This window comes from Undibacterium sp. KW1, from assembly GCF_009937955.1.
In the GTDB taxonomy this organism is placed as follows: Bacteria; Pseudomonadota; Gammaproteobacteria; order Burkholderiales; family Burkholderiaceae_D; genus Undibacterium.
On the sequence record NZ_AP018439.1, the window covers coordinates 3284202 to 3297587 of the forward strand.

Consider the following 13386-nt stretch of genomic DNA (forward strand, 5'->3'; position numbering starts at 1 on the left):
TCATGCAAGGTGCTCAGGGCAAGGTTTATCTGATAGGAGCAGGCCCCGGTGCTGCGGACCTGATTACGGTACGTGGTGCCCGTCTGCTGGCACTGGCAGACGTAGTGTTGTATGACGCCCTGGTCACGGCAGAGATGCTGGATCTGTGTCCACAGGCGGTCAAAATCTCGGTGGGCAAACGCAGCGGACAACGGTCTGCTGCGCAAGAGCACATCAATCAGCAAATGCTGGAATGCGCGGCGCAATATGCCCTCGTCGTTCGCCTCAAGGGCGGTGACCCCATGCTATTTGGCCGAGCTGATGAAGAACTGACTGCGCTGGAAGCTGCAGGCATAGACTACGAAATCGTACCCGGCATCACCACTGCACTTGCAGCGGCAGCCAGCGTCAGGCAACCGCTGACCAAGCGTGGCGTGGCACGCAGCGTTGCCTTGTTCACTTCCAGCACAGCCCCTGGCGAAAGGTCAGATACCCGCATTCCTGAATGCGACACCCTGGTGCAATACATGGGAGGCAGAGAAGCCACGCTGACAGCGCAACGCATGCTGGCGGCCAATTTCCCTGGCAATTTGCCTGTGGTCATCATAGAAAATTGCAGTCGCCCGAATGAATGCAGCCAGGCCTTGAGTCTGGATGAATTATCCAAAGGTCTGCCCATCAGCACAGGGCCGGTATTAGTGATGATGGGTGAAGCAATGCGGGCACGTACTGTCAAATCATCGTGACAATGACGCTCGAATAAGACTAAGGTGGCAACCTTACACCAAGTCTGCGTGCCATTAATTGTAATATCCCACCATCTCGCAGTTGTTCATACAATTCGTCGTAGCGCAGGCGTAATTGCTCACAATTGGCATTTTTACAGTAAGCCAGATAACCATCCTGCATATCCATGAAGGGTTCTATCATCAGCAATTCATTGCTGATGCCCATGGTTTTCATAGTCGCCTCGGTATTTCGCATATTACTGGCAAGATAATCGACCCGCTTTGCCAGCAACATATTGAGGCCATTGGTCAGGGTGTTGGCAACCACAGGCTTGATGATGGTACGCAGGTTCTCAAACTGGGGGCCATATACCCAGCCATTGATGACACCAAGTTTGAGACCGGGCATGCTGGCATAATTGCCATCCCAGTTCATGTCTGATCCTTTGCGTATATACAAGGCCATGATGTCGCGATAAAAAGCACGCCTGGCGAACCCATACTTGGCTTCTCTTTCTGCGGTTTTATACGGGCCTATGAGTATCTGCGCCTGCTCATGTTCGACCATCCATTGCGCCCTGGCCCAAGGGTAAATTTCGAATTTGACTTCATCGCCATTTTGCCTGGCAAGCGCACGTATGATGTCGGCACCCAGCCCAGTGAATTCGCCAGTGGGAGTACGTTCAAATACATTGGCGAATTCTGTTCCGACAGCCAATACCTGGCCAGCGTTAGCGGCAGTGACAGGCAGTGCGAAAACGAGTGCCAGCAAGGCAATTGAAAATACTGTTTTCAACTGAATCATACTTTTTCCTGCATTCGGGGTCAGCACAGAAACAGCATTATTGATGAACAATAACCTTGCACTCATTTACCAGGAATAGCAACAGCCTTTATAGCACATTGAGGCAATAATCACGTATCGCCTGCAGAACCGTTTCATCTTCGCCAACAGCATTTACTATCTTGAATTGCAAACCAGGATGGCTTGCACGTATTGTCTCAGCGAGTACTGGCAAATCCCGCAGGACATGACCACCCTGCCCCAAAAACACGGGGGCCAAAGTGATACTTGCACATCCGTCTGCGACCAGTTGCGCCGCCAGCTCTGGCAATGACGGCGTCATGAATTCGAGGAATGCCAGAGCTACGGTGACATCCGGCAAACTGGCTTGCGTCATCGTTTGCAGACGCTGGAAAGGCGCAGCCCAGCGCGGGTCGCGGGCGCCGTGGGCAAACAGGATCAGGGCTGATTTATTTGCCATCAGTTTCTTTCAACATAGCGTAGGCCCAATGAGGCAATAATAAGGAACAGGATACTCGGTACCACCGCAGTCACCAGCGCAGGCCAGGTATTGAGCAATCCCACATGCGAGAACAAGGCATTGATGAGGTAAAAAGTCATACCTATCATGATGCCGCTGAAAATCTTCAGACTGACACCACCGCTACGCACATGCAGGTAAGCAAACGGTAGCGCCAGCGCCATCATGACCAGCGCTGCAAATGGATAAGTGATTTTTTTCCAGAAGGCGATTTCATAGCGCTCACCATCCTGCTTATTATCTGCCAGATGCTTGGTGAACGCGGCCAGATCGGTTGCCGACATGCGGTCAGGATCAGCAAACAGTACTGACAAGATATCTGGTGTGACTTCTGATACGACGTCGCGGCTTGCCAGCTTCTCGCTCTTGACAGCGGCAATATCTTCACTGGTCAGGGTTTTGGGGAAAGAAGTTTCTATCACATCGGAAAGTCGCCAGATGTTCTTGCCCATGTATTCAGCATCCGTCGCTGTCATTTCACGCGACAGGTGGAAGTTTTTATCAAACTCGAATATCTTGACGCTCTTCAAATGGCGGTTGGGCAGGATTTCTTTGACATTCAAAAAACGGGAACCGATGATGTCGCCAGTCAAACCATTTTCCCGCACCAGGTCCTTCGTCCACAAGCCTGTGCGGAATTCCTGCTCCAGTGATTCACCGATAGCGCTGAGTTTCATTTTCTCGGCAAACTTGCTGGAAACCGGCGAAATGACTTCGCCAAACAAGAAGGTCAGCAAAACGAAGATCATGCCTATCTTGAGCAGGATACTACCCGCCATCATGGTGGACATGCTGGATGCACGCATGATGGTGAATTCAGAATTGGAAGCAAATTGCGCCAGTACATAAATCGTACCGATCAACACCGCAATAGGCATGAATTCATAGATACGGCCAGGCCAGCCTAGTAACACATAAATCACTGCATGCTTGAGCTGATAGCCGCCCCGGTTCACCGAAGACTGTAATTCGTTGACCAGGTCGAAGAAGGAAAACAAGGCCAGCAAAGCCAGCATGACGAACAGGACTGAGCGTAATATCTCAACGCCAAAATATCTTTGTAAAATTTTCATGCTGGGCACTTTTCCTTACCGCGCAAACCTGATTTAAAACGTACCCACAACATTAAAGGGTGCCAGCGGCTATTCACTTTTAAACGCCATAAAAACATGCAGAGAGTCAGGACAGCCACAAACAAGTGATGTGGCCACCAGGCCATGCCGAAACTGCTACGCTCCTGTACCACCAGCGCCTGCAGGATATTCGTGACTGACAGGTAGATCACTACCAGCAGCAGCGCAACGATCAGATTGGCAGAGCGCCCGACACGCGGATTAACATAGCCCAGAGGGATAGCCAGCAGCAACAGCACCGCGCACATCAAAGGCAAAGATATACGCCACAACAGCTCGCCGAACTTGGTACTGTCCAGATTTTCCACCAAAGCTGTCAAAGGCATGGATTTGGCAGATTTGTCTCCGGCGATACTGGCATTCTGGCTGGATATCAGCACGCCATATTTTTCGAACTGCATCATCTGGAAATCAGGCGCAGTTGGCAAGCCATCGTAGCGCCGCCCTTTGCTCATGACCAGGAACTTGTCGCCAGCTTTGTCGATTTCTACCATGCCCTCTTTGGCAACGACGATGCTGGAGCGGCCATCTTTATAGGTATTGATGAAAATGTTTTGTACTTTACTGAGATCGCCTGCCACTTCTTCGACAAAGAAAATGCGGTCGGATGATGCAGATTCCTGAAACTTGCCCGGTGCCACCTTGGCAATATCAGAGCGTTTTTCAAACCGCTCACGGAACTCCACATTTTGTTGATTGGCCCAGGGGGTGACAATAAAACTCAGCAAGCCAGTCAGAATGACCAGTGGGCCACCAAAGCGCAAAACCGGCTTTATCCATTGGGTCAGGCTCAGGCCAGAGGCAAACCAGACCACCATTTCAGAATCCTGGTAACTGCGGGTCACCACCAGCAAGACCGAGATAAAGCCCGTCAGCAGCAGCAAGATATGCATGTTCATCAATGCGGTAAACCCGATCAGGGCAACCACGTCAGCAGACGCAACCTTGCCTCCTGCGGCTTTTCCAAGGATGTTAATAAGCATCACGGATATCGTGATGGTGAACAGAGTTGTGAAGACTGCGCCGGCGGCACTGTTTAATTCACGTCGAAGCGCGCGCTGAAAAATCATGAGTAGGATTATAATGTCTGTTTTACGAGACTTACAAAGAGGAGTAATACGTGGACTTTAGCATAAAAACAATCGACGCAAAAAGTGCCTCGACTGCCCATAAAGCAATTAAGACAGGCTGTATCGTCGTTGGCGTCTATGAAAACAAGAAACTTTCTGCCGCTGCAGCAGGTCTGGACAAGTCCGGCGACATCGCCGCCGCCCTGAAATCTGGCGATATCACAGGCAAAGCGGGTACATCCCTGCTGTTGCGCAAACTGGCTGATGTCGCTGCAGAGCGCGTATTGCTGGTAGGTTTGGGTGAAGAAGCAGCGACTGTTGGCGAAAAAGCCTACAGCCAGGCGGTACAGGCTGCTGCCCGCACCCTCGCTGGTCTGGGTGCCAATGATGCAGTGATCGCCCTGCCTGCGGTCAAAGACCGTGACCTGGGCTGGTCTGTTCGCGCTACGGTACTGGCTTTCCGTGAAAGCATTTTCCGTGCTGATGGCCTGAAAAGCAAAAAAGACACCTCAACCGCTGGCGTCAAGAAGGTTGCCATCGCTGTTGATGCTGCAGACGCAACTGCTGCCAAAAATGCACTGGTACAGAGCGTAGCCCTGGCCAATGGCATGGATTTAACCAAAGAACTGGGCAACCTGCCACCAAATATCTGCACACCAACACACCTGGCCAATACCGCAAAGAAACTGGCTACCGACTACAAAATGGTCGCTGAAGTGCTGGACCGCAAACAGATACAAGCCCTCAAAATGGATAGTTTCCTGTCTGTCACCAATGGTACGGTAGAGCCACCGAAGTTCATCGTGCTCAAGCACAATGGCGGTAAAGTCAAGGATGCGCCTGTTGTTCTGGTCGGCAAAGGCATTACCTTTGACTCCGGCGGCATCTCGCTGAAAGCTGGTGCTGGCATGGATGAGATGAAATACGACATGGGCGGTGCAGCTTCTGTACTGGGCACCATGCGCGCCATCGGTGAAATGAAGCTGAAGCTGAACGTCATTGCCGTCATCCCTACTTGCGAAAACATGCCTTCTGGCAGCGCAACACGTCCTGGTGACATCGTCACGTCCATGTCTGGTCAGACTATCGAAATCCTGAATACGGATGCCGAAGGCCGCCTGATCCTTTGTGACGCCCTGACTTACGCAGAACGTTTCAAACCAGCAGCCGTGGTTGACGTCGCAACTTTGACAGGTGCTTGCGTGACTTCCCTGGGTCACCACAACTCTGGCCTGTTCACCCGTCACGATGAAGCGCATGACCAACTGGCAGCAGAATTGCTGGCAGCAGGCAAGCAAACTGGTGATACAGCATGGCGCATGCCTATCGAAGAAGCGTATAACGAGCAACTGAAATCCAATTTTGCTGACATGGCAAATATTGGCGGCCCGGCTGGCGGCAGTATTACGGCAGCCTGCTTCCTTGAGCGTTACACCAAGAAATACACCTGGGCTCATCTGGATATCGCCGGCACAGCCTGGAAATCTGGTGCAGCCAAGGGCTCTACTGGCCGTCCAGTGCCTTTGTTGACGACATTCCTGATCAATCGCGCAGGCTGATACCTGTCCGTGTTGAGATGAAATGAAAAAGCCGGGGTCTGATCTATTCAGACCCCGGCTTTATTTTTGCTGTCATCAGGGCTGGAACCAAAGCTCAGAGCGGCTGAGAGGCATGTTTGCAGGATTGAGAAAAGGGTTTTGCAATTCCAGCACCGTTCTTTGTTTCAGGGCGGCTCGTTGTATGGCGCCCTGGTGATATTTGAGAAAAATTTTCTCGAACTGACCATTACGCACCATATTTTCCAGCCCATTGTTCAGGTCTTCGGCAAACCGGCGCTTGCTGGGAGTGACAAAGAAGTAGTAGGCAGCAGGATAATGCAGGGCGATGTCCTGGCTGATGACAAGATTTTTACCGGCATGCAATTCCTGTTCTTTCCAGATTTCCATGATAGACCTGGGAAAGTAATCAAAGCGCCCGGCTTCCAGCATGCTGAACAAAGCTTCATAAGAATTAGCTGTATTCACCTTGAGGCCATTATGCTCCAGGATTTTGACGTCTGGCCAATCCTGTTCTTGCCCTGCGGAGTAATTCTCCATATCCCGCAAAGTTCTGATAGTCTTGAACATCTGACGGTTTTCACTGATGACAAAAGGTATGCGCCAACCCAGCAAACCTTTGTCTATCGGGATTTTAATGGCGATCAGCACTTTTTCTCTTTCATCCGTGGACATGCTCCACAAAAGATCAACTTCACCCGTACCATATTTCATCTCATGCACAGCACGCCCTTGTTGCATGGTCGCCTTGCTCGGCAATAGCTGGTATTTATTGGCGGATGAAGTCAGGGCCTCGGCCAGTAATTCGTGGATATATTCAAAATGACTATCTGTCTTGGCCGCCGGACCCGGGTAACGTATGACGGTGATATCTGCATAGACAGACTGGGAGCCAAAGATCAACGTGGCGATAAACAGGATTACTGAGCACTTGCGCATAGCGTGTCTAAAAGAAAGCTTGTTGCTGCATTTTAGTCTCTTTCCATGATGAAATAAGTTACGTGCCTGATTAAAAAGTCAAAAATTAAAAAGTCTTATCACCCTCTGGTAAGCTGGTTTGCATGGCAGCAAATATCCCGTGAATTCCAAACTCACAACATCGTATAAAATACTATACGTATAAACTCGTTCAATCCCTCAGATCCGCTTCCCGGCAAATTGAATGACACCTCAAACTAGAATAAGTAAAAGCCCCCATGAAATTAGTCACCTGGAACGTAAACTCCCTGAAAGTCAGGCTGCCACAAGTCTTGCAATGGCTGGAAACTAATCCTGTCGATGTGCTGTGTATACAGGAAACCAAGCTCACCGACGACAAGTTCCCTCAGGCAGAGATAGAAGCGGCAGGTTATCACGTCGCTTTTACTGGCCAGAAAACCTATAACGGCGTGGCGATTTTATCGAAACACGCTATGACGGATATACAAAAGAATAATCCGCAATTTGAAGATGAACAGCAACGCATCATTGCCGCCACCATAGAAGGCATACGCGTTATCTGTGCCTATGTGCCGAATGGCCAGTCACCCGAGTCAGACAAATTCCAGTACAAGTTGAAATGGTTTGCGGCACTGGAAAACTGGGTCAGGGAAGAAATGACACGCCATCCAAAACTTGCTGTCCTGGGAGATTACAACATCGCCCCTGAAGACCGGGATGTGCATGATCCGGCCGCCTGGGTGGGCATGAACCTGGTATCACCAGAAGAAAGGGCGGCGCTAACAAGCCTAATGAGCCTGGGGCTGAGTGACAGCTTCCGCCAGTTTGAGCAGGCAGAAAAATCCTTTAGCTGGTGGGATTATCGTGCTCTCGGTTTCCGTCTGAATAAAGGTGTACGCATAGACCACATCCTGCTATCCGCAGAATTGGCTAAGCAGTGCACCTCCTGCGTTATTGACCGCGTACCACGCAAGTGGGAGCAACCATCGGATCATGCACCGGTGATTGCTACCCTGGCTTGAGCTTTAGTCAACAAATTCAACAAATTTTTCGTCAACAAGTTTAATCGTCATATCCCAGACTGGGTGCAGAAGCCTTATTCTTCGCCCAGCTTGATTTAGCAGGTGCTATACGTGGGCCAGAAGCTGAATCTTCCATACGGAAGGCCGACATTGCAGTTTTCAGCAAGTTGGCCTGCTCTTCCAGTGATCCTGCCGCCGCAGCAGCTTCTTCTACCAAGGCAGCGTTTTGCTGGGTTGCTTCATCCATGTGCGCCAGCGCCACATTGACCTGCTGAATGCCATCGCTTTGCTCTACCGAGGCGGTGGTAATTTCATTGATGATGGCAGCAACCTGATCAACCGCAGAGACGATGCGGTTCATGGCTTCACCAGCTTTATCGACAAGCTCTGAGCCTTCGCTGACTTTATTGACCGAATCTTCAATCAGGTTCTTGATCTCTTGCGCCGCTGCAGCACTGCGTTGTGCCAGGGTGCGCACCTCACTGGCAACCACCGCAAAGCCACGTCCCTGCTCACCTGCCCTGGCCGCTTCCACCGCCGCATTTAAAGCGAGGATATTGGTCTGGAAGGCGATACCTTCGATGACGCTGATGATATCGACAATCTTGCGTGAGCTATCACTGATACCTTGCATGGTTGTGACCACCTTGCCTACCACTTCACCGCCCTGAGTTGCGACATCAGATGCGTTCACGGCCATCTTGTTGGCTTCGCGGGCATTGTCAGCATTATTGCGTACGGCCTCGGTCAGTTCTTCCATGCTTGCGGCGGTTTCTTCGAGGGATGAAGCCTGTTGCTCGGTCCTGCCAGACAAATCCATATTGCCAGTGGCAATTTCTGTCGCACCCACAGTAATGGAATCGGTCGCCTTGCGTACATCGACAACCATGACGCGCAATTGCTCCAGGAAGCGATTGAAGGCCGATGCAGTCTGGGCCACTTCATCATCGCCCTCGACATCTATCTTACGGCTCAGATCACCGCCACCAGCGGCGATGTCTGACATCGCATCGCGCACCCTTTGTAAGCCAGCCAGCATGCGGCCCACCAGCAAGGTGGTCAAAGGCATGATCACACCCAGCAAAACCAGCAGGACAACGGCGGAGAGTATCAGCAACTGATCCAAGGCTTCCAGCGCTTTTTTCTTGTCGATGACCAGCGCCAGGTAAATATCAGAACCGGTAATTTGCTGCAAGAGCATGAAATGCTGCTTGCCGCCTATCTCGGTGAGTATCGGGTCTTTTTGTTTGGACAGGTTCGCCAGATTATCGAGTGCCAGATCAGGGGTAATTTCCTTTGCCATTTTCATGACCCTGGCCTGATCTGCATGGGCCAGCACCTGACCGCTCTTGTCCAGCAAGAAGGCATAGCCGCCGCCAGCCAGTTTGATGGTCAAAATCTGATCGACGATCTTGGTCAGGAACACATCAGCACCCACCACACCGCCCTCACCGCCTTTGACAGGTGCAGCAAAAGTGATCATCAGGCCAGGTGGCGCAACGCCCATATAGGGAGAAGTGACGATGGGCTTTTTGGCTTCCATCGCAGCTTTATACCAGGGGCGCACAGTAGGGTCGAAACCTGCAGGTGGTGGGTCAGGCGGGATATTGGTGAATTGCTTGTCAGGCTGGCCTTGATAAACGCTGAGAAAACTGCCGCCACCCCGCATCATTGTCAGGCTGGCCTGCAGATCAGCGCCGTTACCCAGGCCTTGCGACAAACTGTCCATCATGGACAAATTGGTTTGTATCCAGTTACTCAATACCGCGTTATAACCTGCTGCAACACCACGCATTTCATTGTTCAGGTCATTCTCTATCTGCGACTTCATCCTCAGATAGCTGCCTATAGTCAGGACTATGGTACAAATTGCGAGCAATAATCCTATAACAACAATGAGTCTGGCCTTGAGTGATTTCATAGCTTCCCCTGAGTACGGATATAAATAAGTAACAAGACTTTGCTCAAGCAAATCCAGATGCGCGCGAGCACGCATATAGAAAAGCTTAATGCCTTACAACAATATTACGCCGCAGATTACGCAATATGAGAAAAATTTTTCCCTATTTACCACTTTGTAAAACAAGTTCACAAGTCTGTCGGTTTGCAACATCAATCCGGCTTAAATCAACTTGATTCAATTCTTGCTCACAGACAAGGAAATGCGACTAGGCTTTTTAAAGCTGCCGCTTTACACTGTGCATTTCCCTGGAGTCAACAATGACTATCATCATCACGACAGAAAGACTCAATCTGCGCACTATCACAACAGATGATGCCGCGTTTTATCTGACACTGGTGAATGATCCTGCCTTTATCACCAACATACGTGACAAGGGCATACGCACGCTGGAAGAAGCAAGGACAGATATCATCAATGGCCCGATGGCCAACCAGGACAAGATAGGTTTTAGCCTGTATGTGATGGAACGCAAGGAAGACGGGCAGGCAATCGGCCTTTGTGGCCTGGTCAAGCGGGAAACCTTGAAGAATGTGGATATAGGCTATGCCCTGTTACCGCAATTTACAGGACAAGGCTTTGCCAGGGAAGCCGCCAGGGCAACCCTGCATTACGCGCATACGCATCTGCGTATAAGCAAACTGGCCGGCATTACTTCACCTGACAATGGCCGCTCCAATCAATTATTGCAAGATTTGGGTTTTCAGTTGGAAGCTGTGGTGGTGTTGGCAGGTGAAAGCAGAGATACCAATTTATATGGCTATGAGTTTTAAATCGGATATATTGGCTTTTTTTAAATAGGACTTGCACAAAATTGTCCCAGCAATGCGCCAGCGACGAAGACAGTACTCTGGTACCGAATTTGCTAAACGCGGGAGCTGCAACGCAGCTGGGGCGGTTTTGTGCAAGTCCGCCTCACAAGAAGCGGTCAAGTATCTTGCGGCTGTGCTTGTCTATCTCATACATGTCACGTATCAGGAATTGTATGCCGTGATTATCGGTAATCAATAAAGATGTCTTGCCAATGCGGCGTATGTCTTCATCGCCCTTGAGCACGAAATCAGTTTCTCCCCTGTCGGTTGCGACCTTCCAGGTGCATGGCAGGGCAAAGCTGGTAACGCTGATGATGCTGCTGATCTCGGGCATGAATTCGCGCCCTTCGAGCTCTTCCAGTACCAGTTCACGCGCATCCGCTGGCAGATCATCGAGCTGGTCTATCCATGCCACTTCGCGCCCGTCTGTCAAGACCAGGGATATACCCGTCAATGGTGACTGGATAGGAAATGCCCGCACCGGGCTGACGCCTTCGAAGACTTCGCCATCGTCATTACTGAGTATCAGTTTGCCGAAAGAATTGCGGGTCAGGGTAAATTTTGTTGTTGTCATGTTTTACTCCTCGACCAATTCAGCATTACGGGCTTGCGCCTGATAGAGATTATAGTAAGCACCTTCTTTAGCCATCAGTTCATCATGGCTGCCCACTTCGACTACCTGTCCCCTGTCGAGGACAACCAGACGATCTGCCTTGTGCAAGGTAGACAATCTATGCGCAATCGCGATCGTGGTACGACCTTGCACCAGGTTATCAAGGGCTTTCTGGATTTCTTTTTCTGTTTGCGAATCGACAGAAGAAGTCGCTTCATCCATGATCAGGATACGAGGATCTATCAGCAAGGCGCGAGCAATCGAAATACGCTGGCGCTCACCGCCCGACAAGCCCTGACCTCGCTCACCGACCATGGAGTCATAACCCTGCGGCAGACGTAAGATGAACTCATGCGCATGGGCAGCACGGGCTGCGGCGATGATTTCATCCCTGGTGGCATCTGGTTTGCCATAGGCGATATTCTCGGCAATCGTGCCAAAAAACAGGAAAGGCTCCTGCAAGACCAGGCCGATATTGCTGCGGTAATCAGATACGGCGAAAGAGCGTATATCAACACCATCGAGCAAAATCGCCCCTTCAGACACGTCATAGAAGCGGCAAATCAGGTTCACCAGGGTGCTCTTGCCAGAACCGCTGTGGCCGACCAGACCTATCATTTCACCTGGCTTGATACTGAGATTGATACCGCGATTGACAGCGCGGTTACCATAACGGAAACCAACTTCACGCAATTCTATCTGGCCTTTGATTTCTTTTACTTTTACCGGATTTTGCGGATCAGGCACACTCGATACATGGTCAAGAATGTCAAAAATACGCTTGGCAGCCGAGGCAGACTTCTGCGTCACGGACACGATGCGGCTCATGGAATCAATACGGCCATAGAAATTACTGATGAAAGCCACAGCGGCAACCAGAGAGCCGACGGTGATATCGCCTTTTGAAATCTGCCAGATACCAAAGCCCCAGACCACCAGAATACCGAGATCTGTCAGGAATGATACCGTTGGTGAAAACAGAGACCAGACCTTGTTGAGCTTGTCGTTAACCGCCAGATTATGCTTGTTGGCTTCACGGAAGCGGGCAGCCTCACGCTTTTCCTGCGCAAAGGCTTTGACCACACGTATGCCTGGAATAGTATCAGCCAGGACATTGGTGACCTCACCCCATACCCTGTCTATCTTTTCAAAACCCGTACGCAATTTGTCACGCACCAGATGGATCATCCAGGCAATGAATGGCAATGGCAACAAGGTCACCAGGGCCAGCTTGGTATTGATCTGCAACAGGAAACCGGCTGTCATGATGAACATCAACACGTCCGTCGCAAAATCCAGCAAGTGCAGTGAAAGATAAACGCAAATACGGTCACTTTCGCTACCTATGCGTGACATCAGGTCACCGGTACGTTTGCCGCCAAAATATTCGAGAGACAATTTCAGCAAATGCTCATAGGTAGCAGTACGCAAATCTGCGCCTATGCGTTCTGACACCAGCGCCAGGATATACGTCTTGCCCCAGCTTAGCAGCCACGCAATCACGGCTGAGCCAAGCAGACCGCCGATATAAAACACCACCAGTTTGGGATCAACATGCGCACCGTTTTGATACGGAATCAAGACCTCATCCGTCAACGGCTTGGTCAGGTAACGCGGGATCATGTGCGCAGCCGTACCCAGCAACATCAGCGTGAAGCCTATGAACAGTTGCAGGCGGTAAGGATGGGCAAAGCGCCACAGCCGCAACAGCGTCCATGTCGATGGCGGTGTATAGATGACCTTGGTGCAGACAGGGCATTCTTCCTGGTCCGGTTCCAGTACAGCTTTACAGCTGGGGCAGATATTTTGCTCTGCCCGCACAACCGGCTTGCCAGTAATGTGACTTTGCAATTGCTCCTTGAACTGGTCCAGCAGGCGTATCGCATGCAGATTCTGACCGAGTGTAAAACGCCAGCTCCCTTGCAAGCCCTGTTCATCGACGAGTTCCAGGTGGCCAACACCGGCATGATCATGATGACTTAATTGCAAACCCTGGCAAAATTGCCATGCTTTCCAGTCTGTTTCGCCTGGGGACCTGACCAGCAAGCGCTGGTCTGTAACTACCAGCAAGCCCTTGCGGAAGCGAAGTTTGTTGTCGAGGTCAACCTCCAGGGCAGTTAAAACGTTCTCGCCTCTGGCGATCTGACTGTTCAGATCAGCCTGCCAGGATACTGGAATTGATGCAACTGGCTGCTCGGGACTGAATTGTGTTGTGGTCATCGTGAAACGAACTCCGGCTCAAGAGCTGG

Annotated in this window: 12 protein-coding genes; 4 read left to right on the forward strand and 8 right to left on the reverse strand. The window is 50.8% G+C overall.

From position 1 onward, the window contains the following. Positions 1–2 precede the first annotated feature (2 nt). Complete coding sequence (cobA, locus tag UNDKW_RS14780) at positions 3–725, forward strand: uroporphyrinogen-III C-methyltransferase (RefSeq protein WP_162059310.1); 723 nt, start codon at positions 3–5, stop codon at positions 723–725. A gap of 19 nt (positions 726–744) precedes the next feature. On the opposite strand, the gene UNDKW_RS14785 is transcribed toward cobA, so the two are convergent. The 4 genes from UNDKW_RS14785 to lptF form a co-directional block, all read right to left on the reverse strand. Further along, positions 745–1512 (reverse strand): ABC transporter substrate-binding protein, encoded by a 768-nt coding sequence (locus UNDKW_RS14785; RefSeq protein WP_162059311.1) that lies wholly within the window; start codon positions 1510–1512, stop codon positions 745–747. Positions 1513–1600: 88 nt separating this feature from the next. Further along, positions 1601–1972: a sirohydrochlorin chelatase gene (locus tag UNDKW_RS14790; RefSeq protein WP_162059312.1), complete on the reverse strand. Its 372-nt coding sequence runs from the start codon at positions 1970–1972 to the stop codon at positions 1601–1603. After that, complete coding sequence (lptG, locus tag UNDKW_RS14795) at positions 1972–3105, reverse strand: LPS export ABC transporter permease LptG (protein ID WP_162041764.1); 1134 nt, start codon at positions 3103–3105, stop codon at positions 1972–1974. The genes UNDKW_RS14790 and lptG overlap by 1 nt, the downstream gene beginning before the upstream one ends. Further along, entirely contained in the window at positions 3102–4235 is a 1134-nt protein-coding gene (gene lptF / locus UNDKW_RS14800) for an LPS export ABC transporter permease LptF (protein WP_162041765.1), read from the reverse strand. The genes lptG and lptF overlap by 4 nt, the downstream gene beginning before the upstream one ends. Before the next feature lie 50 nt (positions 4236–4285). Between lptF and UNDKW_RS14805 the strand changes: the two genes are divergently transcribed. Further along, on the forward strand, positions 4286–5794 hold the full coding sequence (locus UNDKW_RS14805) for a leucyl aminopeptidase (RefSeq protein WP_162059313.1): 1509 nt from the start codon (positions 4286–4288) through the stop codon (positions 5792–5794). A 75-nt stretch (positions 5795–5869) separates the two neighbouring features. Here UNDKW_RS14805 and UNDKW_RS14810 read toward each other — a convergent pair whose 3' ends face one another. Beyond that, positions 5870–6730, reverse strand: coding sequence for a transporter substrate-binding domain-containing protein (locus tag UNDKW_RS14810; protein ID WP_162059314.1), 861 nt, complete (start codon positions 6728–6730; stop codon positions 5870–5872). A gap of 257 nt (positions 6731–6987) precedes the next feature. Between UNDKW_RS14810 and xth the strand changes: the two genes are divergently transcribed. After that, complete coding sequence (xth, locus tag UNDKW_RS14815) at positions 6988–7752, forward strand: exodeoxyribonuclease III (protein WP_162059315.1); 765 nt, start codon at positions 6988–6990, stop codon at positions 7750–7752. 40 nt (positions 7753–7792) lie between these two features. Here the strand turns inward: xth and UNDKW_RS30970 are convergent, their stop codons facing one another. After that, positions 7793–9673, reverse strand: coding sequence for a methyl-accepting chemotaxis protein (locus UNDKW_RS30970; protein ID WP_162059316.1), 1881 nt, complete (start codon positions 9671–9673; stop codon positions 7793–7795). 299 nt (positions 9674–9972) lie between these two features. Between UNDKW_RS30970 and UNDKW_RS14825 the strand changes: the two genes are divergently transcribed. Beyond that, positions 9973–10485, forward strand: a complete 513-nt coding sequence (locus tag UNDKW_RS14825; RefSeq protein WP_162059317.1) for a GNAT family N-acetyltransferase — start codon at positions 9973–9975, stop codon at positions 10483–10485. A 142-nt stretch (positions 10486–10627) separates the two neighbouring features. Here the strand turns inward: UNDKW_RS14825 and UNDKW_RS14830 are convergent, their stop codons facing one another. Together UNDKW_RS14830 and UNDKW_RS14835 are read right to left on the reverse strand one after the other, a co-directional pair. Further along, positions 10628–11098 (reverse strand): DUF1854 domain-containing protein, encoded by a 471-nt coding sequence (locus UNDKW_RS14830; protein WP_162059318.1) that lies wholly within the window; start codon positions 11096–11098, stop codon positions 10628–10630. 3 nt (positions 11099–11101) lie between these two features. Further along, positions 11102–13357, reverse strand: coding sequence for an ABC transporter ATP-binding protein (locus UNDKW_RS14835; protein WP_162059319.1), 2256 nt, complete (start codon positions 13355–13357; stop codon positions 11102–11104). Positions 13358–13386: the final 29 nt, after the last annotated feature.

Excerpts from the sequence above, each read along its gene's own strand:
- cobA (WP_162059310.1), top strand. The coding sequence starts at position 3 with ATGCAAGGTGCTCAGGGCAAGGTTTATCTGATAGGAGCAGGCCCCGGT.
- UNDKW_RS14785 (WP_162059311.1), bottom strand. The coding sequence starts at position 1,512 with ATGATTCAGTTGAAAACAGTATTTTCAATTGCCTTGCTGGCACTCGTT.
- UNDKW_RS14790 (WP_162059312.1), bottom strand. The coding sequence starts at position 1,972 with ATGGCAAATAAATCAGCCCTGATCCTGTTTGCCCACGGCGCCCGCGAC.
- lptG (WP_162041764.1), bottom strand. The coding sequence starts at position 3,105 with ATGAAAATTTTACAAAGATATTTTGGCGTTGAGATATTACGCTCAGTC.
- lptF (WP_162041765.1), bottom strand. The coding sequence starts at position 4,235 with ATGATTTTTCAGCGCGCGCTTCGACGTGAATTAAACAGTGCCGCCGGC.
- UNDKW_RS14810 (WP_162059314.1), bottom strand. The coding sequence starts at position 6,730 with ATGCGCAAGTGCTCAGTAATCCTGTTTATCGCCACGTTGATCTTTGGC.
- xth (WP_162059315.1), top strand. The coding sequence starts at position 6,988 with ATGAAATTAGTCACCTGGAACGTAAACTCCCTGAAAGTCAGGCTGCCA.
- UNDKW_RS30970 (WP_162059316.1), bottom strand. The coding sequence starts at position 9,673 with ATGAAATCACTCAAGGCCAGACTCATTGTTGTTATAGGATTATTGCTC.
- UNDKW_RS14825 (WP_162059317.1), top strand. The coding sequence starts at position 9,973 with ATGACTATCATCATCACGACAGAAAGACTCAATCTGCGCACTATCACA.
- UNDKW_RS14830 (WP_162059318.1), bottom strand. The coding sequence starts at position 11,098 with ATGACAACAACAAAATTTACCCTGACCCGCAATTCTTTCGGCAAACTG.
- UNDKW_RS14835 (WP_162059319.1), bottom strand. The coding sequence starts at position 13,357 with ATGACCACAACACAATTCAGTCCCGAGCAGCCAGTTGCATCAATTCCA.